20 protein-coding genes are annotated in these 21,236 nt (G+C 53.8%); 7 read left to right on the top strand and 13 right to left on the bottom strand.

The window, feature by feature from the left end; translation table 11 throughout:
- From ACMV5H_RS22055 to ACMV5H_RS22020, 8 genes are all read right to left on the bottom strand, one after another.
- Window positions 1-124 (bottom strand): helix-turn-helix domain-containing protein (locus ACMV5H_RS22055; protein WP_414822067.1); only part of this gene is annotated, 124 nt, incomplete at its 3' end.
- 454 nt (window positions 125-578) lie between these two features.
- Entirely contained in the window at window positions 579-989 is a 411-nt protein-coding gene (locus ACMV5H_RS22050; protein WP_414822479.1) for a hypothetical protein, read from the bottom strand.
- 170 nt (window positions 990-1,159) lie between these two features.
- Window positions 1,160-2,338 (bottom strand): cupin, encoded by a 1,179-nt coding sequence (locus tag ACMV5H_RS22045; protein WP_414822477.1) that lies wholly within the window; start codon window positions 2,336-2,338, stop codon window positions 1,160-1,162.
- Between the two features lie 14 nt (window positions 2,339-2,352).
- Window positions 2,353-3,144 (bottom strand): HpcH/HpaI aldolase family protein, encoded by a 792-nt coding sequence (locus ACMV5H_RS22040; protein ID WP_414822476.1) that lies wholly within the window; start codon window positions 3,142-3,144, stop codon window positions 2,353-2,355.
- Entirely contained in the window at window positions 3,141-3,881 is a 741-nt protein-coding gene (locus ACMV5H_RS22035) for an alpha/beta fold hydrolase (protein WP_115159266.1), read from the bottom strand. Before ACMV5H_RS22035 ends, ACMV5H_RS22040 begins: the two co-directional genes overlap by 4 nt.
- Window positions 3,878-4,645 carry an SDR family NAD(P)-dependent oxidoreductase gene (locus tag ACMV5H_RS22030; protein WP_258557383.1) on the bottom strand — a complete coding sequence of 256 codons (768 nt, stop codon included), beginning with the start codon at window positions 4,643-4,645 and terminating at the stop codon, window positions 3,878-3,880. The genes ACMV5H_RS22035 and ACMV5H_RS22030 overlap by 4 nt, the downstream gene beginning before the upstream one ends.
- A 2-nt stretch (window positions 4,646-4,647) precedes the next feature.
- Window positions 4,648-5,976, bottom strand: coding sequence for a histidinol dehydrogenase (hisD, locus tag ACMV5H_RS22025; protein ID WP_414822475.1), 1,329 nt, complete (start codon window positions 5,974-5,976; stop codon window positions 4,648-4,650).
- Between the two features lie 95 nt (window positions 5,977-6,071).
- Window positions 6,072-7,307: an MFS transporter gene (locus ACMV5H_RS22020; protein WP_414822474.1), complete on the bottom strand. Its 1,236-nt coding sequence runs from the start codon at window positions 7,305-7,307 to the stop codon at window positions 6,072-6,074.
- Between the two features lie 368 nt (window positions 7,308-7,675).
- Here ACMV5H_RS22020 and ACMV5H_RS22015 point away from each other — a divergent pair, with 368 nt between their 5' ends.
- The 5 genes from ACMV5H_RS22015 (at window position 7,676) to ACMV5H_RS21995 (ending at window position 13,877) form a co-directional block, all read left to right on the top strand.
- Entirely contained in the window at window positions 7,676-8,746 is a 1,071-nt protein-coding gene (locus ACMV5H_RS22015; RefSeq protein WP_115159263.1) for a LacI family DNA-binding transcriptional regulator, read from the top strand.
- Window positions 8,743-9,714 (top strand): nuclear transport factor 2 family protein, encoded by a 972-nt coding sequence (locus ACMV5H_RS22010; RefSeq protein ID WP_115159262.1) that lies wholly within the window; start codon window positions 8,743-8,745, stop codon window positions 9,712-9,714. The genes ACMV5H_RS22015 and ACMV5H_RS22010 overlap by 4 nt, the downstream gene beginning before the upstream one ends.
- Before the next feature lie 196 nt (window positions 9,715-9,910).
- Complete coding sequence (locus tag ACMV5H_RS22005; RefSeq protein ID WP_115159261.1) at window positions 9,911-11,050, top strand: ester cyclase; 1,140 nt, start codon at window positions 9,911-9,913, stop codon at window positions 11,048-11,050.
- 3 nt (window positions 11,051-11,053) lie between these two features.
- Entirely contained in the window at window positions 11,054-12,364 is a 1,311-nt protein-coding gene (hisD, locus tag ACMV5H_RS22000; RefSeq protein WP_414822473.1) for a histidinol dehydrogenase, read from the top strand.
- Between the two features lie 202 nt (window positions 12,365-12,566).
- A complete protein-coding gene (locus ACMV5H_RS21995) occupies window positions 12,567-13,877 on the top strand; it encodes an amidase (protein ID WP_115159259.1) in 1,311 nt (436 codons plus the stop codon).
- Between the two features lie 24 nt (window positions 13,878-13,901).
- Here ACMV5H_RS21995 and ACMV5H_RS21990 read toward each other — a convergent pair whose 3' ends face one another.
- Together ACMV5H_RS21990 and ACMV5H_RS21985 are read right to left on the bottom strand one after the other, a co-directional pair.
- Complete coding sequence (locus tag ACMV5H_RS21990) at window positions 13,902-14,237, bottom strand: low molecular weight protein tyrosine phosphatase family protein (RefSeq protein ID WP_115159258.1); 336 nt, start codon at window positions 14,235-14,237, stop codon at window positions 13,902-13,904.
- Between the two features lie 2 nt (window positions 14,238-14,239).
- The gene (locus tag ACMV5H_RS21985; RefSeq protein ID WP_021806176.1) at window positions 14,240-14,458 is read right to left on the bottom strand and encodes a hypothetical protein; all 219 of its coding nucleotides are present in this window, start codon (window positions 14,456-14,458) and stop codon (window positions 14,240-14,242) included.
- A gap of 182 nt (window positions 14,459-14,640) precedes the next feature.
- Between ACMV5H_RS21985 and ACMV5H_RS21980 the strand changes: the two genes are divergently transcribed.
- Together ACMV5H_RS21980 and ACMV5H_RS21975 are read left to right on the top strand one after the other, a co-directional pair.
- The gene (locus tag ACMV5H_RS21980) at window positions 14,641-15,552 is read left to right on the top strand and encodes an EamA family transporter (RefSeq protein ID WP_059201683.1); all 912 of its coding nucleotides are present in this window, start codon (window positions 14,641-14,643) and stop codon (window positions 15,550-15,552) included.
- 251 nt (window positions 15,553-15,803) lie between these two features.
- Entirely contained in the window at window positions 15,804-16,025 is a 222-nt protein-coding gene (locus ACMV5H_RS21975; protein WP_021179822.1) for a hypothetical protein, read from the top strand.
- Between the two features lie 41 nt (window positions 16,026-16,066).
- On the opposite strand, the gene ACMV5H_RS21970 is transcribed toward ACMV5H_RS21975, so the two are convergent.
- The 3 genes from ACMV5H_RS21970 to ACMV5H_RS21960 all read right to left on the bottom strand — a co-directional run bounded on the left by ACMV5H_RS21970 (window position 16,067) and on the right by ACMV5H_RS21960 (window position 20,726).
- Window positions 16,067-16,441, bottom strand: a complete 375-nt coding sequence (locus tag ACMV5H_RS21970; protein ID WP_021806174.1) for a lysozyme inhibitor LprI family protein — start codon at window positions 16,439-16,441, stop codon at window positions 16,067-16,069.
- 119 nt (window positions 16,442-16,560) lie between these two features.
- The gene (locus ACMV5H_RS21965) at window positions 16,561-19,641 is read right to left on the bottom strand and encodes an efflux RND transporter permease subunit (protein ID WP_414822472.1); all 3,081 of its coding nucleotides are present in this window, start codon (window positions 19,639-19,641) and stop codon (window positions 16,561-16,563) included.
- The gene (locus tag ACMV5H_RS21960; RefSeq protein WP_414822471.1) at window positions 19,641-20,726 is read right to left on the bottom strand and encodes an efflux RND transporter periplasmic adaptor subunit; all 1,086 of its coding nucleotides are present in this window, start codon (window positions 20,724-20,726) and stop codon (window positions 19,641-19,643) included. The genes ACMV5H_RS21965 and ACMV5H_RS21960 overlap by 1 nt, the downstream gene beginning before the upstream one ends.
- Between the last annotated feature and the right edge of the window lie 510 nt (window positions 20,727-21,236).

Genomic DNA, 21,236 nt, shown 5'->3' with positions numbered 1-21,236 from the left:
CCCCCATGCGTATATAGCGCCGGATAGTCTGGCGGGAACACCCCAAATGACGGGCAATAGCACGGATGGACATGCCTTGCCGACGAAGAACAGCAATCTCCACTCTTAACTCCAATGTTAGCATCGGTAGCTCGCTTAAAACTGCCAGTTTTACCCATGGTGGGTCCATTTTACATTGGCATGTGGGTCATTTTTACATCGGCGCTAACAGTTACCACCAACGGGGCTGCCTGATTTTAGGCAACAAAAAAGGCCCCAACCATGACGGCGGGGCTTTTCTTATTTGGCTTTATTACTTCACTTCTTTAGCCTTAAGAGCCAGATCGCGAAAATGTTTTACACTGCGCTCGAACCCCACGCGTTTTTCCATGCGAAAAAACTTGTTCTGATCGAACCCCATCAATCTACAGAAAGCTGCCCGATTGATAATTTCAGGGGTAAATGTGGACAGTAGATTAAAACCAAGTGAGTTGTTTATGGAGATCTTCAAGTGTTGCCTCGAATAGTTAAAGGTATCAATAAATGACATCTCAGGATATGTAGCAGCGGGGGCGTTAGGCCCCCCATCTGTCAGAGAATTACTTAGATTTTTTCTCTTTGATGTTTAACTTCATTTGGAAGTTAGGGCGCAGGTTCAGCGGCAAGTGGCTGAATTCCTGTTCCATATTGAGCATGCCGTGGTCATCTACACGAGTCCAACCATAGCGAGCCTGAACACCACCCTGTGCAACGGTTTGGAGACGGCTACAAGGGCCTTGAATCACACGCAGCGGGTTAACATCAGCGCGGGAGAACTTAGGCAACATTAGACCGGTTTTCTCGTCCAACTCGTAGCGGTCATCATCGATCAGGATGAAGCGCATGTTCTGCCAGTCGAAGAATTCGAAGCCCGCGATCAGTTGATTGGTATAGGCATTCTTAGGAGCACCGGCAACATTGTACTGAGTCAGTTCACGGTTGTAGGCGTTGGTGCGGATAGAGTCGTACAATTCAGCGCCAGCGAATACCACCAGACCCTCTACGAAGCTACGAGCGCCACGCAGTTCTTTATTCAGTGCACGACGCGCCTTGTTAAACTGGGTGGTCAGTTCGTTGGTATTGGAACTACGTTGGCGGCAAATAACGTAAAGCCCTGCATGGATAGCAGGGCCTTGATGGTTTAGAGCGTGGTACCGGGAAGGCGTTCTATTTTTGCACCGGCCCGGCGAGCCGTTGATGGCAGAATATTGGCTTTAGTCACATAGCCATCGGGATCCAGGCAACGATTAAGTTTGCGTACATCCTCAAGCAGGGTTTCATCCCAGTAAAGGCGTTTACGTTGATCCCCCTGAGTGGTCAGCGTGGCTTCCATATCTGCGTCCAACGCCCGATAGCTGCGCCAGCAGCCGGCAGGAACAGAAACCACCGAGCGCTCGGTGGCTACAATGGTCACTTCTTCCCCCTGCCGGTTATAAGTCACCTCCAGCGTGCCCTTAAATACCATCAGCACCTGTACGCTTTCACAAAGATGACGTCCTATCTGGTGCGCAGCGGCCAGGCGCAGCCACTCTACCGAGAAGCCATGGGGATTAACTATTGGCGGCGTGGAGTTACGATCCTGCGAAATCCCATAGCCAATCACCGGAACCATTTCACCGCCGTGCCCTGGCAGGACGGCATCCAGCAACGCATCTGACGACCATTGACGCTGTTCACCTGTCACGGCACGCCGCGCCATCTCCTCGACGGAATAATCACGCAATTCTCGGATGCTGTCTTGATCTAATGGCGGTAACAGATCGTTGGCGTCGGGCAGCGGATCTCCTGCATTGACGTCAATCAGCATGTTGTCCCGGCTAAGATACAGACCGTATTCCTTGGCCGCATCCAAAATGGAAGGATGCCAAATGATCCCGCCGGTGCTATCGCCACCCAACACCGTGTACACCATGCCGCAGGTATCTTCGGGACTGACGTTGGTGAAGCCACGGAAGATCCAGGTGGGGATCGACAAAATGGCCGGGGCGGAGAACTCGGCCTGATGCTCACCGTTGGCTCCCCAGCGAAAACGCCATGTGCCTTCGTGGATCAGGAATACCTCGGCGGTGAAGTGCAAATGCAGATTATTGATCACTCCTTTTGGCATGGCTGCCGCGCCGATATTAAAGCCGTGGGCTTCAGGGATATTCACCACCTGAGAGGCTGACTGCGTTACGCCAGGCCCAATAAAGGAGTAGTTTTGTTTGAGGTGGGAACCCGGCAACTTGCAGTCGATAAATGCCACGCTGCACGACACCATATCTTGCGGACTTACCAGGCGGCGCTCGGCTTCTTGCTGGCTCAACGTTACTGTTTTCATGTGGGTAACTCCTGTTAATAACCGGACACACCGCGGGTGGGTGCGGATTTGCCAAGGGTAGCGGCAATGGCTTCACGGGCGGCACGGCCAAGCTGCATGACATCATTGGCGGGTGTCACCAATTGAAATCCTTGCGCCAGGCGGGCAGCAGCAGCGTCGCCAGAGGTACAGAAAATACCGGCAACTTTGCCGTGTGCACGGCTGCGGGACAGCACCAGCTCAATGGCCGCCAACATGTCAGGATGCTGAGATTCGGCGCTCGCGCTGCCGGTTAACGTCAGCGAGAGGTCGTTCGGGCCGATAAATACGCCGTCCAGCCCTTCGGTGTCCAGAATGGCGTCAAGGTTGGCCAGCCCCTCACGGGTTTCAATCATCGCCAGTGTCAGAATTTCACCGTTGGCGTATTGCGGGTAATCCTTGCCGCCGTACAGCAGCGCACGCGCAGGGCCAAAAGAACGGGTGCCTAACGGTGGATAACGGCAGGCGGAGACAAACTGCCGCGCCTGCTCGGCGCTGGAGATCATCGGGCAAATAATGCCCCAGGCTCCTGCATCCAGCAGCCGCATGATCTGCGCCGGATCGTTGCAGGCCACCCTGGCGAGCGGGACAGCAGGCGTGCAGGAGATGGCTTGCAGCATGGATAACGCATTGGAAAAATCGATCATGCCGTGCTGCATATCCACGGTGATGGCGTCGTATCCCTGATGCCCGGCAATTTCTGCGCTGTAACCCGACGGGATTGCCAGCCAGCCGTTGACGACAGGGAGTTGCTGACGAAATGCCTCTTTTAGGCGGTTCATTCTCATAAAAGCTCCATTAACCAATGACGAAGAGCAGCGGAGGTAAACTCTGGTGCTTCAAGGGGAAGAAAGTGCCCGCAGTTGGGCAGGGTCTGCCAGTGTGCTGCCGGTGCGGCAGTGGCAATAGCCTGATGATGTTGTGCAGTGCAAATCACGTCTTGAGCACCGTTGAGGATGAGTATCGGATGTGAAAAGTTGGCTAGCGCTGCACGATGATCGTGGCGAGTTATCGCGATTTCCGTTTGCTGGGCAAACGTTGCAAGACCGCATTCCAGCGCCATTTGTACGACGGTGTCATGCAAGTTGGCATCGTCGAGGCGCTCGGGAGCGACATAGTGAGGCCAAAGCGTCGCGGTTAACCAAGGAACCAAACCTTGCCGTGCTGCATTGGCCACCGCTGCGCGTCGGGGGGCTGCAGATTCTGGCGGGGCGGTGAAGGGGTTGGCCGAAATGAGCGCCAGCCCTGCCAGCCTCTGGGGGGCGTCTGCCAACATCTGTAAAGCCACAATCGCGCCCAGTGAAAATCCCACCAGGCAAAAATGCTCAGGCAGCATGGCCAATAACCGTTTTGACTGCGCTTCGGCGGAATCAGCCCCCGTCAGCGTCACGCAGATGACCGCGCTGACATTCATGTGATCGATCGCAGGTTGCCAGAGCCGCGTATTGCACAATGTGCCGCCAAGCAGCACCAGTGGCAGCGTCGTGTTATCCAAAAGGCTCAGGGAGGTGTTTGATCTCTTCATGTTGCGGTCCAACCCCCATCCACCATTAATGACGATCCGGTGATTAACGCGGCAGCGGGGGAGGCCAGGAACACGACTGGCCCCATGATGTCCTCAATTATCCCCAACCTTCTTAGCTTGATGTTATCCATGACGTAGCGTTTGAAAGTCGGGTCGGCCAATGAAGCATGCGAAAGTTCGGTCTCGATAAAGGTGGGGCAGAGAGTGTTCACTCTGATCCCCGCCTCTCCCAACTCCAGCGCCATCGCTTTGGTCAGCCCTTCCAGCGCAAACTTTGAGGCACAGTAGACGCTGCGATTGGGGCCGCCAACGTGGCCCATTTGCGACGAGATGTGGATGATGGAACCTTCTACGCCCTTTGCCAGCATCGAGCGGGCGACATGCTGGCTGATCAAGAAGGTCGCGCGTAGATTAAGGGCCATCACCGCATCGTAATTTTCCTCGCTGACCTCGACAAAAGGCTGGTGGCGTGCCAAGCCAGCGCTGTTGACTAAAATGCTGAAGCTTGGCAACTCAGCCAGCGTCGTCGCCACCGCGTGGCTATCCGTAATATCCAAAACGACTGAGTGCAGTTGAATGTTTTGCTCAGCAGCGAGCGTGACCGCTAGTTGCAGTTGCTGACTGTCGCGAGCGGCAATCCAAACCTTTGCTCCGGCTTCGGCAAGGGCAATGGCTGCCGCAAAACCGATGCCGCGTGAGCCTCCGGTCACCAGCGCCTGCTGGTTGTCGACACGAAAGCTTGGCGTATAGGGAACCGTCATCATGTTCAGGCCTTGTCACTATCCGTGACCGCCACCGGACTGGCGTAGGGCACATCGCGTTGGCCGTAGCGCCGCACGCGAATGTTTGCCTGTTCCGCATGGCCAGAGAAACCTTCCAGTAACGACAGGCGTGAGCAGTAGCCGCCGATCTCCGAGGATGCCTCGTCGCTGAGCACTTTCTGCCAGGTACAGGTTTTCATGAATTTACCCACCCACAATCCGCCAGTGTAACGTGCGGCTTTCTGGGTCGGCAGGGTATGGTTGGTGCCGATCACTTTATCGCCATAGGCCACATTGGTTCTTGGCCCGAGGAACAGTGCGCCGTAGTTAGTCATATTGCTCAGGAACCAGTCGTCGCGGGAAGTCATCACCTGGACGTGTTCGGAGGCGATACGATCGGCTTCTTGCAGCATCTCCTCGTAGCTGTCGCAGACAATCACTTCGCCGTAGTCATGCCAAGCCTGACGAGCGATCTCTGCGGTAGGAAGTTGAGTCAGCAGCCGTTCGACCTCCAGCAGGGTAGCCTTGGCCAGCGCCAGGGAATTGGTGAGTAAAATGGCAGGCGTGGTCACGCCGTGTTCCGCCTGGCCGAGCAGGTCGGTGGCACAAATTTCCGCATCCACGCTGTCATCGGCGATCACCAGGGTTTCGGTCGGCCCGGCGAATAAATCGATCCCCACGCGGCCAAAAAGCTGACGCTTGGCCTCTGCCACAAAGGCATTGCCGGGGCCGACCAGCATATCGACCGGGCTAATGGAGCCGGTACCCAGTGCCATGGCCCCAATCGCCTGAATGCCGCCTAAGGCATAAATCTCATCGGCTCCGGCCATTGCCTGGGCGGCGACAATGGCTGGCGCCGGTTGACCATGAAAAGGAGGTGCGCAGCTGACGATACGCGAACATCCCGCAACCTTGGCGGTGATGATGGACATATGTGCTGAGGCGAGCAGAGGATATTTCCCGCCAGGCACGTAACAGCCTACCGCATTAATCGGGATGTTTTTATGGCCAAGAATAATGCCGGGGCGCGTTTCCACTTCCAGATCCAGCAGGCATTTTTTCTGCTGGCTGGCAAAGTTAAATACCTGCTCTTGAGCAAACTCAATATCTTTAATATCCTGGCGAGTTAACTGCTTGATACAGGCGTTGATTTCATTTTGTGATAGTCGGTAATCGTTGCGGTCATAGTGATCAAACTTGATGGATAATTCACGAATTGCCCGATCGCCACGTAATTCAATGTCGGCGAGGATATTTTCGACCGTAATACTAACTTGTTTATTGTTTTGCTGGCGCTCGGAGAGCGATTTACTGGTTTTCAAATAATGGCTCATAACACTTTTCCTTTTTCTGCGCAGGCAATACCCGGCCAAAATATGGCATCAGGTGCGAGGTGATAAATTTACAGAGGTTGGTTGTTACTAATGAATTAGTCCTGTAACGCTGTCAGGGGTGATACCTCACCTTTATTCTTTACCAATTTTGATTGGCGTTGATAAACGCTGCGCGCAGCCAAAGGCGTCAAGAGAGCAGCCACAAATGACAGAGCACCTATAAACAAATATCCCGATGACAGATTAATGTGCTGTAGCATCACGCCCATGATCACCGGCCCGGCAAACATGCCGCAGGAATAGATCGTTTGAAACAACCCCATACGCGTAGACTGTTCCTCTTCCACCGTGTTAACCACGCTGAGTGACATAAAGACGGCGAAGGCCATACCGAAGGAGAAACCGGCCAGCGCTTGCAGGAAGTAGATCAGGTTTATATTGCTGGTAAAGGGGATGCCGACGCTGGAAACCACCTGCAGCATAATGCCAACGAAAGCGGTTTTGACTAACCCCAGTCGTTTGTAGAACACCGAGCTGCACAGTGCGACGGCCAAGGCGTAGCTCAGCAGATGAATATTGCTCAATAGGGTAAGAATACCGGCTTTAGCCCCAAGCTGCTGGGCGTAGATAGGAGTCAAAGTATCCCGTGTGGCAAAGGGTACCAGCACCACAATGGTGGCGAGCACACCAATCAACCATACCGAAGGATCAACCAGTTGGCGGCGTGCGCTGACGATGCAGGCTTTCAGGGTCGGAGCCTTTGCCGCATCGTGTACATCCTTGATGCGGGTAGTCAGAATTAATGCCAGGATGGCGGATACGCAGGAGACGAAATAGCCAATATTAGCCGCAAAATAGTGGATCAGAATGCCGCCAATGCAGTTCCCCAGAAATACTCCAAGCGGGCCAGCTAACGCCAGCAGCGCCACCGCGGCAGGGGCATCTTTGCGATCGAAATAGCGGATAAACAGGATGTTATAAAGCACCCAGGTGGCGGCAGTAAACCCGTCGGCAGCTTTTGCCAGATACAGCGTCAGTGCACTGGGGTCGATGTAGGCGATTGGCCAGGCAATAATCGGCAGCAACAATGCCCCTTGAATAAATATCTTACGGCTTTTGACTACGTCGGAAATGATGCCCAGCGGGAAGCGGATACACAAGGTTGCCAGACCGCTGGCACCCATGATCATACCCACAATCTGTGGTTCCATACCCTGATTAATCATCATCGGTGCCAGAAACGCATCGATGCTGTGGATGCAGATGAAAAACAGCACGCTGATAGAAAAAAACAAACGTAGCTCAGGACGACTGAATAGTGCACGAAACATGGTGGTGAACCTCTTTATTATTAGTGGCTTATAACCAATCAAGTACGGCATTAACGGGTTTTGTCCAATCAGTTTGACGCGGTGTCCCCGGTAAAATTGACGGCCTTCGGTGTCCTTGCATACGTATTCAAAGATTGAAGTTACGAAAAGATTTCGCGTTTGTAAATGGTGTTAATGAAAAATTAAAAAATAACACAATGACGCTTGCATACGCATGCAAAAATGATGTAAGTATAAAAAACACACATTCCTGCAGGTGGTGAAAGTGCCCTTGACGTGGCGTTCTGCGAGCGCTCCGTTACACTGGAAGACACCATGAGCACCGGGCCAGAATTCATGGCGGGAATGTTAAAAAGGAAGAAACAGCAATGAAACGTAAGACGTTTGGACCTGTGACATCGCAGCAGGTAGCACAGGTTGCCGGCGTGTCGCAATCGGCGGTATCACGCACTTTCACGCCAGGGGCCAGCATTTCGCCCGCGACCCGTGAAAAAGTGTTGCAGGCAGCGCGTGAGCTGGGCTATCGCCCGAACGCTATCGCCCGTTCGCTGAACACCGCGCGCTCCCGAATTGTTGGCGTAGTGATGTCTTATTTTGAAAACCAGTTTTACCCACAGGTGCTGGAGGCGCTGGCGCAGAAACTGGATGAGCTTAACTATCATCTGTTGCTGTTCGTGGGCGACAAGGACGGTAACGTCGACAGGATCTTCGATCAGATCATGCAGTACCGGGTGGATGGCATTGTGCTGGCCTCGGTTTCTTTATCGATTGAGTTGTCCGAAGAGTGCCTGGCTGCGGGGATCCCGGTGGTGCTGTTTAATCGAAATGCAGAAACGGGTACCGCTTCGAGCGTCAATACTGACAACGCCAAGGCGGCACAGCAAATCGCCGAGTTCTTGCTGGCAGGGGAGCATCGCCATTTTGCTTATGTTGCCGGGATTGCCGAGTCTTCAGTGAACCTGGCTCGCCAGCATGGCTACGTTGCTGCCTTGCAAGCCAGAGGGGTAAAAGATATTCAGGTGGTGTTTGGCAATTACGATGCGGAGCAAACTGCCAGGGCTGCACGAGAGTTGTTTTCCAGCCCACAGCCACCGGATGCGATTTTTGCAGCCAACGACCATATGGCACTAACCGTGATGGATGTAGCGCGCTACGAATTTGGGCTACGCATTCCGGAAGATGTTTCGGTGGTAGGTTACGACGATACCGGGCCTTCGGGCTGGCCGTCCTATGCGCTGACCTCCGCATCGCAACCGGTTGATGCCATGGTGACAGCAACGGTAGCGCTGTTGATGAAGCAAATTGACAGCGGCAATATTGAACCCGAGCAGGTGATTGTCCCCGGAGTGTTGATCGTGCGGCATTCAGCCAGGCGCCCACGCCTTGGCATTATAGAAAAAGAGGGATTATCCTTGTTCCAGCCCCAGGAGGTTGAATGACACGCTTACCCGGCTTTAGCCCACAGTTTGATTCTATTCAACAGTTTATTCTGACCCTGACCCACGTAGTGTGGGAGCAAAAAGACATTGGGCAACTGGCCGATTTTTACGCCACGCCGGTGGTGTTTCATACCCCGGAAAAACGCCTGACCGATCTGTCGCAGTTTATGCGGTTGACTCTTGAGGCCATGCACAGTTTCCCGCAACGCTCCGTGCTTACCGAAGATATTCTGTGCAGCCAAAATAATGAGGGTGAGTATTATGCGGCGCAGCGCGCTGTGGCCTGTATCCGCCATCAGGGGGAGGGTTTCTTCGGCAAGCCGAGCGGGAAAAGCCTATGGGTACGCACCTGGGCCGATCGTATTTGTGCTGAAGGTGCAGTGCGTCAGGAATGGCTATTGCAGGATCGGGCTGCCATCGTTTCACAAATTGGGCTGGACGTGCGTGATTTTGCCAACCAACTGGCGGCAACCCGCCGTGAACTGGGGCTTGAACCGACCACGGCAGAAGAGTTGGATGCCCGCTGGGCCGGGGGGCCTGAAGGTGATGATGTCGAAGGCCCGCTGGCTGGATTGATCGAGCGCTATTTATCTATGTGGGCGGGCGGTAACAGCGGAGTGGTGCCCGGTTTGTATCACCCAGCCGCAACATTGAACGGCCCTGGCCATGTACTGTGCACTGGCGAACAGGATATTGGCAGCTTCCTTTCTGGTTATCGGGCGTCTTTCGCCGATAGTGAGACGCAGCTGCATCATATGATTGTCCGCAGAGATGCCAATGAACCCGTGCGTCTCTCGCTGCGTTGGTCATTACTGACCTGGCACGATGGCTATGGAAAGTTTGGCATCCCTTCACGGCGGCCGGTGTCGATTTCGGGGATCAGCCAACTTGAATTGCGTGATGGGTTAATAATGCGGGAGTATTTAGGTATCGATGAACTAGCAATATGGTCACAAATATTTAATTAACTGGGCTCTGCCCAATAAAACAAGCAGCCATTCAAACGATAAATACTTTGGTATTTATCATGGCTGTCTGTTGCCCTAAATAACTCAAAGTATTATCAGCGAAAGAGCCTTCACTCTTAATCTATGCTCGCAGGAGTGAGCCTCAGGCGTGCTGCGTATTTTACGCGAGCACATAAAAGAAAATACAGGAGATACCATGTCTTCCACTGAAACTACCAATAAAGCACCGGCAGCACCTGAAAAAATTACTCCGAAGGCCGTGCGAGATGAGCCGGTATTACAAATTGAACGCCGTGACTTTACTGATTTAGTCCCGGAAAAACGCCCGCGCGCACAATCACTACGCGGTTTCGATGATTGTTATACCGATATCGTTGATTACATTGTTCGCTGTACGCATAAAATATGGGACGAGCGCGATGTGGGATTAATTTACACCCATTATACGCACAACTGCATTTTATATAATGCGTTGGGAACCATGTATAACCGTGAACAGGTCGTGCAGGATACGCTGCAACGGCTGGTGGCATTCCCTGAGCGGCGTGGCATGGCGACGCAGGTTATATGGAATGGTAATGACGTCGACGGTTTTTATACTTCCCACCTGGTCACTGGCAGCGGTCGCCATACTCAGTTCAGCCATCTGGGTAAGCCGACCAATCGTACCTTCGTCACCCGTACCGTCGCCGACTGCATGATCCATGAAAACAAGATTTACCGGGAGTGGGTCGTAAGTGACAACATGGCGCTGATGAAGCAGATCGGCCTGGATACCCATGCCGTGGCCCACGACATGGCAAAAGAGCAGTTTGATAAAGGTTTCCGGGTGACCGACATCGGTGAAAACCGTCGCCTGCTTGGGCAGTACCCACCAGAAACCGAGTGCGATACTTCCATTGCCCATACCGACATTGAAGAGCAATGCCTGCGTTGGCTGCATGAAATCTACAACCGCAGAATGCTTGGCAAAATCAAAGACGTTTATGCCACCAACGTGCAATGGCATGGCCCACTGATGAAAGAGCTGTATGGCCAGGCCGCGGTGATCCACCAGACGCTGGCACTGATTGGCATGATCCCGGATGGTGCCTGGATGCCGCAGCATATCTGCTCAAATCCTTGCGAGGAGGGCGGTACCAAAGTCGCCGTGCGTTGGATTATGGAAGGGCATCATCTGGGCTATGGGGAGTTGGGTAAACCGACCGGCGAGCGTCTGTTCGTGATGGGCATGTCTCACTACCACATTATCAACGGCAAAATCGTCGACGAGTGGGTGGTCTATGACCATCTGGCGTTGTTGGCACAAATCAAACTTGGGCAAATGGAGAAGTAACCGATGAGCAGCAGCGATAACTTTGCAAGCGTACAGTATTTGAAGCGGCCACAAGGGCAAGACGTGGTCGCAGACCGCTCATTGGGCGAGACCGTTAGCGATATTATCAGCCAGGTTCGCGAGCGTGGCGATGCGGCCTTGCGTGAATACTCACAGAAATTTGATCGGGTGACCCCTGCCCGTTTTGAAGTTACTGCGCAAGAAATCGAACAGGCACTGGCAGAACTGGATCCCCAAACCCGGCTCGATAGTGAGTTTGCCATCAACCAGGTCAAGCGCTTTGCCGAAGCGCAATTGGCCACCATTAAGCCATTGGAAGTCGAGGTACTCCCGGGAGTGCATCTTGGCCATCGTATTATCCCGATCCAAACCGTGGGCTGTTATGTTCCTGGTGGCCGTTACCCGATTTTATCTGCGCCGGTGATGTCGATCGTTCCTGCGAAGGTGGCAGGGTGTGACGAGATCGTTGCCTGCCTGCCGCCGGGGGCGCATTCTGCAATGATTGCTATCTGTCATCTGGCCGGCGCTCATCGTATTTTTAAAGTCGGCGGTGCACAGGCCATTGCAGCGATGGCTTGGGGAACCGAGAGCATCCCAGTGGTTGATAAAATTGTCGGGCCGGGCAATGCGTTCGTTAATGAAGCGAAACGTCAGGTATTTGGCAAAGTGGGTATTGATGCACTGGCTGGCCCCAGCGAGATCTTCATTATTGCCGATGACAGTGCCGATCCACGCATTCTGGCTGCGGACCTGTTGGCTCAAGCCGAACATGACGTACGTACCCGCGTTGGGCTGGCAACCACCAGTCTGGACATTGCGCAGCAGACGCTGGCTGAAATAGCTCGCCAGCTCGGTAATCTGCCTACGGCTAAAACTGCGGGTGAGGCTTGGCGTTCACAGGGGGAGATCGCCGTCTGTCAGGATGAAGCACAGTTGATCGCCTATGCGGATCATATGGCGACCGAGCACTTACAGGTGCATACGCGAGATCCGCACGGCACCGCCAGCAAAATCCGCAACTATGGTTCGGTGTTTATCGGCCAGAATGCCAGCGTGGTGTTCTCGGATAAGTGTTGTGGAACCAACCATACGTTGCCGACTATGGCTGCCGCGCGCTACACCGGTGGATTGTGGGTGGGGGCTTATGTGAAAACCTGCACCCATCAGTGGATCGATGAGCAGGGGATCCCGGCCATTGCCCAGCCAGCCATTCGCCAGAGCAGAACCGAAGGGATGCAGGCCCATTGTCGGGCTGCGGAGCTCCGTTTGCATCCGGAAGCCATTGACGCCATTACAAGTGGCGAACGCGACTAGTAGCCCTCACCCCGACCCTCTCCCACAGGGAGAGGGAGCCGCCACGGTGCACTGGGTTACCTTGTGCTGCTGCGGGACGCCGAGTAAAGAACAAGAAAGGCAGGGTATTACGCAAAGCAATCAACGAACTCGATCGGTTCCCTCTCCCTGTGGGAGAGGTTAGGGTGAGGGGCCATCTTGGCGCAAAACAAATGGATATCATATGAAACCTCCTTCACTCATTCCTCCGCTGGATTGTCGGGAAGAAGTGCGCCGTCGTCTGCAAACTATTGCCGAACATCAATCATTGAATGCTATCTTGCAGGTAAATCCGCAGGCAATTGCCGAAGCTGAATATTGGCACCAGGCCAGGAAACAGGGCCTACCGATGGGGCCACTTCAGGGCATCCCAATAATCATTAAAGACAATATTGATCTTTCCCCTATGCCAACCACGCTGGGATGTTTAGCTTTGGCAAACGCCAAAGCGTCACAAGATGCCTTGGTGGTTCAGCGTCTGCGAGGGGCCGGAGCCATTATTCTCGCCAAGGCTAATCTGTCGGAGTTTGCTTTTGATGTGTGTTCACGCAGCTCTCTTGCTGGTGATGTGCATAATCCTCTGATGCCTGGCGTCACCGCTGGAGGATCAAGCGGGGGTTGTGCGGCAGCGGTGGCGGCGAATATGGCCGTGGCTGCCATCGGCACCGACACGGGCGGTTCAATACGTATCCCCAGCAGCTATACCGGCTTGGTAGGGTTGCGCCCCCATCATCGGCGTGAACTATTGCAAGGTGTTGCCCCTCTATCTCCCAGCAAAGATTGTGTGGGGCCGATGGTGAACAGCGTGCAGGATGCCGCTCTGCTAAACGCGATTATGGCGGGGAAACCGTCGTGCCCGTTACCAACCATCTCGTTGAAAAGAATGCGACTGGGAGTATTGAATGAGCTGGAAGGCCATTCTCCGCAACAACTCGTGGTTTGGCACGAAGCGTTAAACCGGCTGCGCCGCAACGGGGTGGAGTTAATCGATGTGACATTGCCCATCATTTCGGAAGTGGCGAATGAACCTTGCCTGAGCCTGTATGAGTTTCATGTCGCCATCAATACGTGGTTGGCAATGTACCCGTCAACCCCGCATGACTTGAGCGAGCTGTATCAATCAGGCCAGTTTTTGTCAGAGTTCTCACCGTTTATTGCGCAGTTGCTTTCACACAGAACGCTGAAAACAGCGCAATGGCGCAACGCTCGTTGCTTCCAACGCAAACTCAAGGGGGCTCTCTACGAACTTATTGATACTCAGCGGTTGCATGGAGTCATTTACCCAACCGTGTCCCGCCAGCCGGAGAGTCTGGAAAAAATGCCTCCTGGTTGCGCCCCTGAGCTTTCCGCCATCAGCGGTTGGCCCGCGCTGACTTTACCCTGTGGCGTGAGTGCTGTGGGACTGCCGGTAGGGTTAGAAATATTGTGCGCCCAGCCGCAAGAGGATTTATTACTCTCGCTGGCATTGGCATGCGAAGGGGTGTTTAACCACTGAGAGAAATGCGCTTATGGCAGCAAATTATTTCAGGATGAAAGGCAACAGGAACGGCTCGGCAGATTGCTCCAGCAGGGTAATAAGCTCAGGATCCATATACTGATAGTCATCAGGGATATCGAGAACGTGCAGGGGTTTGTGTTCCAACAGGCGCTGATACTCGGCAACCAACCGGCTCTTGTGCTTTTGCTCCATGACAAAAATCATATCTGCCCAGCGCAATAACTCTGGCGTTACCGTTTTTTTGGCATTACGGCTGGTCCCGGCCGACCTGGTGGTCAGGCCGGGAGTCCGTTGCCATATGCGTTCTGCGGTAGGGCTGCGCCATTGGTTACGGCTACAGACAAACAGCACATTCATGGTTAATCAATCTCATCAAGTGAGTTACGCCGGGCTACGGCGCGGGATACTTGTGGGTATTCAATGCCTAGTTGCCTCGCCCGGGTCACTTTATGTGAGCGGGTATAGAGCATTTTCCACTTTTTCTCTTTGGTGAACTTGGGTTGAAAATCCCCCATCTCACGGTGTTTGTTGCGTTTGTTATTTACCAGGCGCCAGGCTCGGCCACGTATGTCAGTCATGTTAATGCCTCATCGGTGTTATCGGGGTTCAGCAGCCGCGATAATACGAGAGGTGGTGCAGCAGCATCTTATGCCGCCCGGTAATGCTAACATTTCGGCTATAAACAATAAATCGTCTTTATTCTGTGGCCACTGCTCTGACGAGGTCGCAACCTCTCTACGGGAAATAAAAGGAATGCATGATGTCAGTAAAGGATAAGTTGTTGGCACTGTTTGTGGTGGTGGCCTGGGGGCTGAACTTTGTGGTCATCAAAGTTGGTCTGTATGGCATGCCACCGTTTTTACTGGCGGGCCTGCGTTTTGCGCTTGTCATGTTCCCGGCAATCCTGTTTGTCAAACCACCGAAAATCCCGCTCCGCTGGATGCTGGCGTACGGCATCACCATCAGCTTTGGTCAGTTCGCTTTCCTGTTTATGGCGATCAAGCTTGGCATGCCTGCGGGCTTGGCATCACTGGTGTTGCAGGCCCAGGCTTTCTTTACCATTTTGCTCGGCGCACTGTTGCTGGCAGAAAAGCTGAAATGGAACCATATTGCCGGGATTATGATTGCCACCGTTGGCATGTTTATGCTGGCTAGCGCGGGCATGGCTGGGCAAACGACGGCGGGTATCACGTTGACCACCATGATGTTGACGCTGGCCGCAGCGCTATCTTGGGGACTGGGGAATATCACTAACAAGGTGATTATGCGCGATCGTAATGTGCCGATCATGTCACTGGTGGTGTGGAGTACACCCGTACCGGTGGTGCTGTTCTTCATATGCTCATGGTTGTTTGAGGGGCAAGCGCTGTTGATTGACAGCCTGGTGCATATTCAAGGTGAAACCATTCTGGCGCTGCTCTATCTGGCGTTTGTTGCCACCATTATGGGTTATGGCATCTGGGGTAACCTGCTGAGCCGTTACGAAACCTGGCGCGTTGCGCCGTTAACGCTGCTGGTGCCTGTTATCGGTATTGTCTCAGCTGCATGGTTATTAGGCGAAAGGCTATCATTGCAACAAATGATCGGTGCATTGGTGATCATCGTGGGCTTGCTGGTCAATGTGTTTGGCGGTTTGCTCAAGCCTGCCATCAGAAAATATCAACAGCGCTAGTGGTGTGAAGGGGGAGAATGGAGAATGCTGAACTCCCTCATCTACTCTTTTTTTCATGCTGTGCCGTCATCCATTGAAGGCAGCGCGATAAACCATGAGCCACTCTGCTATTGCAGGCCCTAATCTAATAGCTTCACTCCCCCACACATTTTGCGACTATTCCGGATCCATCGCGATAGGCATCGGTGGTACAGTGGCCCGATTTCATTCATTTTGATGTTTTTTTGGCTGTTGAACGCCGAGGTGTGAGTATGAGTAAGTTTATTGCAGCGGGCCTGCTGGCCGTTTTACTGTCCGGGTGTGCTACCGAGTCGCCTTGCGTACCGGTCTATGACGACCAAGGCCGTCTGGTTCATACTAATACCTGTATGAAAGGCACCACCCAGGATAACTGGGAAACCGCCGGGGCGATTGCAGGCGGGGCGGCAGCGGTCGCTGGCCTGACATTGGGTATTATCGCGTTAACCAAATAGTGATTTTTTAGTCGGGGCGCAGCATAGGCGCCCCGATCCTGTTACTGCTGTTGAGCCAGTTTTTTGCTGTCACAGCCGGTACTTTTACATTCCCGCTCTACGCTTTTCAGAAAATCGATACGGCTTTGCATGGTCTTGTTTGAGCAGGCGACATTGATCATGGAATCGTCGCTACATTGACTGTCCCGATTTTTAAGCCATTCGATCTGCGACTGCTTCAGCGTCTGCTTTTGCGGTTGGGTCAGCAACCCCATCACCTTCTTGTATTGCACATTGATCTCTTGATCCAGTTGCACCATCTCCAATGCCGCGCAGTAGGTCACGTCATAAGGGGTGCGCGGGCTGTCACAACCACCGGCCAACGTAGTGGCAGAGACCAACAGCAGCGAACATCCCAAGATTGTTTCTTTAATCACTTTGCACTTCTCCGTGTTTGGTTTTGAACTGGCTACACAGTAAACCAATGCCGCATTTTGCAATAGCCCGATTGAAGACAAATATTCAACCGGGCGTATGCGTTGCCCTTACTTAAGTCTCAAACCTCGGTTTGCGGTGTGACCTTTTGCTTATCGGAGTTCATACAGCTGTAGATCACCGGCAGCACCAACAGCGTCAGCACGGTAGCAAAGCCCAGGCCGAACATGATCACCACCGCCATGCTCTGGAAGAAGGCATCGCTAAGCAGTGGGGCCAGGCCGAGTACGGTGGTAAAGGCAGTCAGCAGGATAGGGCGCAAGCGTGAGGTAGAGGCATCGATGATGGCCTCCAGGATCGGTTTTTCCTGCCGCTGTAACCCGATCTCCTCTACCAGCACAATGCCGTTACGTATCAACATCCCGCTTAAACTCAACAGGCCAATCAGCGCCATAAAGCCAAACGGAATACCGGTTAGCAGGAAGCCCACGGTTACCCCAATCAACGCTAGCAGAATGGTCAACCAGATGGCGACGGCATTTTTTAGTGAGCTGAACATCAGCACGGTGATGATGAACATGATCACAAAGGCCACCGGCAGGCTGGTGAACAACCCTGCCTGGGCTTCCTTGGTACTTTCATAGTCGCCGCCCCAATTCAGTTCATAGCCGCGCGGTAATGGGATGGCATCAATATCCGGTTTGATGCGTTGCAACAGTTCGGCAGAGGTTTCACCACTCTGGGAGCTAGGATCGGCCTGAACCGTCAGGGTGCGTTTGCGATCCCGGCGCATGATCAGCGGATCTTCCCACTCGGTTGTAAAGCCGTTAACCACGTTGTCGATAGGAATAAACGCCTGCCGTGCCTGGCTCCAGATCATCACGTCGTTCAACCGTTCGGCATTCAACCGCTCCGAGTCCGGCGTTCTTAACACAATCGGCATTAACCGTGTGCCATCACGATATAGGCCAACGGCGATCCCGCCAAAACTCATGCGCAGTGCACTGTCGATTTCGCGTTTATCCACCCCTAATTCACGGCCAAGATAATCCGAGAACTGCGGGCGAATGACCTTGCTGCGCTGTTGCCAATCGTGCATCACGCCGTCGGCATTGGGGTCGGCGCTGGCGATAGTTTCTGCCTTGGCCGCCAGCGTTCGCAGCACGTTAGGATCCGGGCCGATAAAGCGTGCTTCGATGGAACTGTTATTCGAAGGCCCGAACATGATGCGCTTGGCCTGGGCGTTCACCTGAGGGAAATTGTTGCGTACGTAGCCCTCTATTTGGCCGATCATACCGGGGATCTGGTTGAGCTGTTTGGCTCGTACCATGATCTGTGCATAGTTGGAATATTGCCGCTGCGCGTTGTAGGTGAGCATAAAGCGCATCGCACCCTGGCCGATGGTGACCATGGTATCGCTGACGCCTTCTTGCGCCTGGATATGCTGCTCGATCTCGGCGGCTATCTTTTCGGTGTAGGCGATATCGGTGCCATAGGGCAGCCAGAGATCGACGAAGAAGATCGGCGTATTGGACGGTGGGAAGAAGCTTTGGCGCACGTTACCAAAACCGATCACCGAGACAACCATCAACGCGACCAGCACCCCCAGCGTAATGGTGCGCTGGCGCAGCAGTTTGCCCAACAGATTGCGATAGACGCGGAACAGCCAACCATCATAAGGCGACTTGACCGGCTCATCGGGTTTTGGCTCGGCCATTTTCTGTTTTTCAAACGCCCATTTGGTGAATACCGGCGTCAGGGTCAAGGCGGTGAACCAGCTCAGCATCAGAGAGATCAGCAGCACCTGGAACAGTGACTTACAGTATTCCCCGGTGGCATCGTTGGATAAGCCGATCGGTGCAAACGCCAGAATGGCAATCACCGTCGCCCCCAGTAGCGGGAACATGGTGCGTTTGACCACGTTATTAATGGCCTGCAGGGTTTTCTCACCCTGTTGCCGCCCAACCAGCACGCCCTCGACGATCACAATGGCGTTATCCACCAACATACTTAAGGCGATCACCAACGCCCCGAGCGAAACGCGCTGCAGCTCAATGTTGAACAGCTTCATGATCAGCAGGGTGCCAAGCACGTTCAGCGCCAGCGAGGCGGCGATCACCAGCCCGCTGCGCACCCCCATAAAGATCAGCAGGGTGCCGACCACGATCAGCAGCGCCAGCAAAAAGTTCATGATAAAGCCGTTCACCGCGCCTTCTACTTCATGGGACTGATCGTAGAAAACGCTGATATCCATCCCGGCGGGGCGTTCGGCTTGCAGTTGGGCCAACCGGGCCTTGACCGCTTCGCCCACCACAATCACGTTCACATTCGGGGCAAAGGATACGCCGATGGAGAGTGCAGGCCGCCCGTTGGCACGGTAGATATTATTGGGGGAGTGGGTTACGCCCTGGCTGATAGTGGCGATATCGCGCAGGTAAACGCTGCGCGGGCTACCCGGCTCGCTAATCAGCAGGTTACCCAACTCTTGCACGCTGGCAAATTCCCCGGTGGGATGCAGCCTGATCGACTCGCTGCCCACCAACAGATCTCCGGCGTTGGACACCACGTTCTGCCGGCTCAGCAGATCGTAAAGCCGCTGTGGGATAATATTGGCGGCGGTCATCTGGGCGCGAGAGATCTCAATCTGCACCTCTTCCGGGATCACCCCGACAATCCCCACCTTGCCCACGCCTGGCACCACCACTAACTCACGGCGTAGCAGCTCGGCAAAGTTGCGCAGCTCCTGATTGCTAAAGCCGTCGCCATACAGCGAGAAGAAGAAGCCGTACACATCGCCAAAATCATCGTTCACTATCGGTGGGCTGGCACCGGGGGGCAACCGTATCGCGGCATCGCCAATGCGCCGGCGCAGCACATCCCAGATTTGCGGCAATTCGGCGGCTCCGTATTCGGCACGGATATTAATGGTGATCTGCGACAGCCCCACGCTGGAGATGGAGGTCACGTTGTCGATATATGGCAACTGCTGAATGGCATTTTCCAGCGGCAGGGTGACTTCTTCCTCCACCTGCTGGGCCGAAGCGCCGTCATAGCGGGTGACCACCACCGCAGTCTTGATGGTAAAGGCCGGATCCTCCAGCCTGCCGATGTTGAGAAACGCCAGCACGCCGCCAATGCCTAGCAGCAGGATAGCCAACCAGATTCGGGTGCCGTTGTTGATAAAGTTCTCTGTCAGTTTCATTACAGACCTCGCTCACGGACCCAGGCGCGCACTTCCTGATTGGGGCGCAGTTCGCGAGTACCGGCGGCGACGATCCGTTCACCATCGGCCAGACCGGATACGATCTGTATTCCGTTCGCGGTCAGTTGTCCGGTTTCAACCTGACGAGATTCCACAAACAGTTTGCCATCACGTTCTTTGATCACCCACACGTGGGGCTGATTACGTGGGCTGTTATCTGGGTTAAATATTGCTTCTACGGGCACAATGACATTGGTCTTCTGCGAAGCCCCGGCCAGATTACCGAGATTGATTTTCACGCTGCCGCTCATTCCCGAGAGCATTGGCAGATCTTTTGGGCGCGGCATGGTCAGGGTCATTTGATAGGTCAATGAGCCCGCGGTGGTATTGGTGGTGTGTTCTTTATAGCGGGCGGTAAACTCGCGGCCCGGCAAGTTGTTCAACAGAACAATAGGTTGGTACTGTGCATTGTTTTCATCAATCACAATGAACAGATTTTCGGGGATGCTGAAGACCACATCCAGCGAATCCAGCGAGTTCAGGGTCGCTATCGGTTGGCCTGCCGGGATCACTTGATAGTTACGGGCAGTGAGCGTGGCAATCACACCGGTAAAGGGGGCACGGATTTGCATATCGCTCACTTCTTCCCTGGCCAACTTCAAGGCGGCTTGGGCCGAATCACGCGCTGCGCGATGAACATCCAGTTCGGCACGGGGAATAACATTGCGGGCACTCAGGGTGGCGAAACGATTGAATTGCGCCTGCGCCAAATCGAACGTGGCCTGCCGATCACGTAGCCGCAGGCGCGCGTCATTACTGTTTAGCTCGGCAATCACTTGCCCCTGGTTGACTCGTTCCCCTTTGCGTACCAGCAATTGTTGCAGTTGCCCCGGGCGCTTAAAAGCCAGGTCGGTACGGTCACCCGCGATAATCCTGGCTGGGAAGATGCGTACTCCTTGCTGGGCACTGTTGCTAACTTCAAAGATATTCACCGGACGGACGCTTTCGAGTTCTTTAGGCGTCTCTCTGTCACAGGCAGTAAGAAAAAGTGTGCAAAGCACAACGGCAACCAGTTTTATATTCACGATGCAATCTCTTAGGATCGGATTTTAGGGGGAGCGATGAGTTAACTCGTTGACCATATGCATCACGTCTTACCGCTCGTCTAGGCCAGCTCCGGCCTTGGTTCACGCTGCTGCGGGAACTTAATCTTGCTACTGTGACCGTAGGACACAACCCTCTGGGATTTCACGCACTCCTGACGCGATTCCCGGTACCCGCTAGCGGGCGTGCGCAACCCATGTTGTTTCCTTCAGTTTCAACCACTCGTAGACTCTTCAAGCTTAGTATGCCGTTTGCCAACGTGAGTAAATTATCTTCAGTTCATGCCGTTGGCCCGGTTTCGGTTATGGCTAATCAATCAACGCTAATGATTTCCCGGCTAAGATGATCGGTAACAGATAATCAGCATCCGCGGTAGCAGGATGCCGAGGATGGTACGGATTAAGATGATTCTTGGTTATGATCTAAATCATTTTCCGCAATTATGTTGGTGGCTATGATAAAAATCCCAGTCCCGCACACCTTGTGCTATC

Origin of the sequence: Serratia sp. N21D137 (genome assembly GCF_047530005.1) — a bacterium.
Classification (GTDB): Bacteria; Pseudomonadota; Gammaproteobacteria; order Enterobacterales; family Enterobacteriaceae; genus Chania; species Chania fonticola_B.
This window is presented reverse-complemented; position numbering and strand designations above follow the sequence as displayed.

Bases quoted from the DNA above. Each gene is read 5' to 3' on its own strand.
- ACMV5H_RS22045 (WP_414822477.1), bottom strand. From the start codon at position 2,338: ATGAAAACAGTAACGTTGAGCCAGCAAGAAGCCGAGCGCCGCCTGGTA.
- ACMV5H_RS22040 (WP_414822476.1), bottom strand. From the start codon at position 3,144: ATGAGAATGAACCGCCTAAAAGAGGCATTTCGTCAGCAACTCCCTGTC.
- ACMV5H_RS22035 (WP_115159266.1), bottom strand. From the start codon at position 3,881: ATGAAGAGATCAAACACCTCCCTGAGCCTTTTGGATAACACGACGCTG.
- ACMV5H_RS22030 (WP_258557383.1), bottom strand. From the start codon at position 4,645: ATGATGACGGTTCCCTATACGCCAAGCTTTCGTGTCGACAACCAGCAG.
- hisD (WP_414822475.1), bottom strand. From the start codon at position 5,976: ATGAGCCATTATTTGAAAACCAGTAAATCGCTCTCCGAGCGCCAGCAA.
- ACMV5H_RS22020 (WP_414822474.1), bottom strand. From the start codon at position 7,307: ATGTTTCGTGCACTATTCAGTCGTCCTGAGCTACGTTTGTTTTTTTCT.
- ACMV5H_RS22015 (WP_115159263.1), top strand. From the start codon at position 7,676: ATGAAACGTAAGACGTTTGGACCTGTGACATCGCAGCAGGTAGCACAG.
- ACMV5H_RS22010 (WP_115159262.1), top strand. From the start codon at position 8,743: ATGACACGCTTACCCGGCTTTAGCCCACAGTTTGATTCTATTCAACAG.
- ACMV5H_RS22005 (WP_115159261.1), top strand. From the start codon at position 9,911: ATGTCTTCCACTGAAACTACCAATAAAGCACCGGCAGCACCTGAAAAA.
- hisD (WP_414822473.1), top strand. From the start codon at position 11,054: ATGAGCAGCAGCGATAACTTTGCAAGCGTACAGTATTTGAAGCGGCCA.
- ACMV5H_RS21995 (WP_115159259.1), top strand. From the start codon at position 12,567: ATGAAACCTCCTTCACTCATTCCTCCGCTGGATTGTCGGGAAGAAGTG.
- ACMV5H_RS21990 (WP_115159258.1), bottom strand. From the start codon at position 14,237: ATGAATGTGCTGTTTGTCTGTAGCCGTAACCAATGGCGCAGCCCTACC.
- ACMV5H_RS21985 (WP_021806176.1), bottom strand. From the start codon at position 14,458: ATGACTGACATACGTGGCCGAGCCTGGCGCCTGGTAAATAACAAACGC.
- ACMV5H_RS21980 (WP_059201683.1), top strand. From the start codon at position 14,641: ATGTCAGTAAAGGATAAGTTGTTGGCACTGTTTGTGGTGGTGGCCTGG.
- ACMV5H_RS21975 (WP_021179822.1), top strand. From the start codon at position 15,804: ATGAGTAAGTTTATTGCAGCGGGCCTGCTGGCCGTTTTACTGTCCGGG.
- ACMV5H_RS21965 (WP_414822472.1), bottom strand. From the start codon at position 19,641: ATGAAACTGACAGAGAACTTTATCAACAACGGCACCCGAATCTGGTTG.